Source organism: Xenorhabdus stockiae, assembly GCF_002632825.1.
GTDB classification, from domain to species: domain Bacteria; phylum Pseudomonadota; class Gammaproteobacteria; order Enterobacterales; family Enterobacteriaceae; genus Xenorhabdus; species Xenorhabdus stockiae.
This window is the reverse complement of the sequence record NZ_NJAJ01000099.1, coordinates 1-2616: the sequence shown is the minus strand read 5'-3', so window position 1 is coordinate 2616 and position 2616 is coordinate 1. Positions and strand designations below refer to the sequence as shown.

At 33.0% G+C, this 2616-nt stretch carries 2 protein-coding genes and 1 pseudogene; 2 read left to right on the top strand and 1 reads right to left on the bottom strand.

Annotated elements, in window-relative coordinates; all coding sequences use genetic code 11:
* Both Xsto_RS23060 and Xsto_RS20395 read left to right on the top strand, forming a co-directional pair.
* Window positions 1-94: pseudogene (locus Xsto_RS23060) on the top strand (IS982 family transposase); the annotation flags it as partial.
* Window positions 95-526: 432 nt separating this feature from the next.
* Window positions 527-1594, top strand: coding sequence for a PfkB family carbohydrate kinase (locus Xsto_RS20395; RefSeq protein WP_099126276.1), 1068 nt, complete (start codon window positions 527-529; stop codon window positions 1592-1594).
* A 9-nt stretch (window positions 1595-1603) separates the two neighbouring features.
* On the opposite strand, the gene Xsto_RS20390 is transcribed toward Xsto_RS20395, so the two are convergent.
* Entirely contained in the window at window positions 1604-2053 is a 450-nt protein-coding gene (locus Xsto_RS20390; protein ID WP_099126275.1) for a GNAT family N-acetyltransferase, read from the bottom strand.
* Window positions 2054-2616: the final 563 nt, after the last annotated feature.

Here is a 2616-nt window from a genome sequence, read left to right as displayed (position 1 = left end):
AGTTGCTGCTGGCCTTATTGCTTATACATTCCAACCTAAAAAACCGAGCTTGAATCTACGGGATAATGAGATCGCTATTTTTAAGCGAAGCTGAGGTTAAACTAATAAAACGATATTTTTTATAGAAAATAATAAAAATAACTGCTCTACTGCATTTAACTGGTCAAAATATGTAACTTGTGATTTAGCTTTGATAATATAATTTCTTAAATTACATATAATTATTGCATTGATATATAAAAACCAAACACTTGTTTGAAAAGAACCTATTATCTCACAACCTATTGATATAAATATAATTTATACAGAATAAAATATAGTTTACATTATAAACCTTTTCATTATCCTAAACACCAAAGCTTTAACAGAGTAATATTCTAGATATAGATCACATTATTGATCATAAAAACCCTTTATTAAACTTACGATCACTTTCTCAAAAATAGAATAAATCATAAGATCCGCCTTTACTGTTTGACAGATATACAATAGAAATATAGCCACAAAAAATAGCCAAGGCCACAATATGTCAAACAGGGAAAATCAGATACTGCAAATATTAAAGAGGGATCCTTTTATACAACAGCAAGAAATTGCAGATATTCTTGGTATTAGTCGTTCCTGTGTTGCAGGGCATATTATGAACCTAAGTAAAAAAGGCTATATAAAAGGGAAAGGTTATATTCTTGCCAGTGATGTTTATGCTGTTACTATTGGAGCAGCTAATATAGATATAACCAGTTATGCCTTTGATAAATTAGTATATAATGATTCCAACCCAGGGAAAATCATTTCCACCCCCGGTGGGGTAGGAAGAAATATTGCACAAAACATTGCTGCATTAAAAAATGAAAGCTATTTAATTTCTGTTGTTGGTAATGACCAACAAGGTAAAATTTTATCAGAAAAAACAAAATTATCCGGAGTTAATACTAAATACCTACATAAACTGGATGATGAAAAAACATCAATTTGTAATTCATTTATTGATGAGAATGGAAAATGTATTATTTCGATAAATGATATGAGCATTCTGGATAAACTTACCCCATCACTACTCTCTCAATCCAAGAAATTGATTCAGAGTGCCAGTGTACTGATTATTGATTGTAACTTATCTCATGAATCATTAGAGTGGATATTTCTTAATTCCAATAATGTTCCGATTTTTGTTGATACAGTTTCTACATTCAAAGCATCTAATATCCGTCACTGGCTACCTTATATTCATACACTGAAACCTAATCGTTCTGAAGCTGAGATGTTAAGTGGTATCAAAATTGAAACACTGGAAGATGCAGTCCTCGCTGCTTCTTGGTTTCATCAGCAAGGTGTTCAACGGATAATTTTGAGTATGGATGCAGAAGGCGTCTATTACAGTGAACTAGATAATAAATCCGGTTACTCACGCGCATTAACAAATAACGTTGTTAATGCCAATGGTGCTGGTGATGTTATGATGGCAGGGCTTGCACATTGCTGGCTGGCTGGAATGGATCTGGAAGACAGCGTTCACTTTTCTCAGCAATGTTCTGCTTTTACTCTATCATCAGAAAATATTGATATATTCCCCAATAAATTCAATCTTCGGTAAAAACTGGTACTAATTCTTTAAATAAATATCCGGGCGAAATATTTGCCAAACAAAATTTTCACGATTAACAGGTGAATAACCAAATTTTTCATATAACCAATGTGCAGATGAAGTTACCAACATAACTCGTCGAAGTTTCTGAATAACAGGATGAGATTGGCAACATTCCATTAGCCAGCTCCCCAGATGCTGTTTTTGATATTCTTCCAATACGTAAACATCACATAAATACCCAAAAGTTGAAAAGTCTGTCACGAATCTAGCAAACCCTATTTGATTTTTCTCATCATACAATCCGAACGTCAGACTATTTTCAATTGAACACTGAACTGTTTCAATATCGATGCCTTTCGCCCAATTGGATCGGGTAAGAAACTGATGGATTGCTGTAACATCTAACAAAGATTTATCTGTTGATACTTGATATTTTTCTTTTTCCCAATATAGATGTTGTTTCATACTTTGTTCTATTATTTTTTATTGAGTATTTGCTTTACAATATCAAATTTAATTATGACTGCAAGAGAAGTTTAGTAAATAAATATCATATCAAGAAAAGGTTATTTACATTTTTAATATCCATTTTGTGACAACCGATAACTGGATATATTATACTCAGAAAATTGAGCCAGAAAATATTTGGTAGGAAAACTTTTTATCCAGCGTCAAAACTCGTACATCATTACGACAATACAGGCCATCTCGCCGGCTGTCACATCACTTCACAACGGATATTGCTGATAATACCCCGTCTTCCTCAGCGGCAGGGGTTATTCGTATTCCTTTAACCACTTAGGAAATGAATAAAAAATATTAATTTTAGTTTCAAGTGTTAACTAATTATTAAGAATTATTCATTTATTATTCGATGGAGATAAGGTTATTAGGCTTATCCATTTCTTGATAATCACGTTATGGATGGATAGGGTCTGTTGACGTTTTGTGTTCATCATTTATTCTGACCACATGGGTAGCCAGACGATGATAAAGGCCAGTGCCACCATACTGGCATAATTCCGTGC

What these genes read in the sequence shown, in the direction of transcription:
- Xsto_RS20390 (WP_099126275.1), bottom strand. Translation starts at nt 2,053, where the DNA reads ATGAAACAACATCTATATTGGGAAAAAGAAAAATATCAAGTATCAACA.
- Xsto_RS20395 (WP_099126276.1), top strand. Translation starts at nt 527, where the DNA reads ATGTCAAACAGGGAAAATCAGATACTGCAAATATTAAAGAGGGATCCT.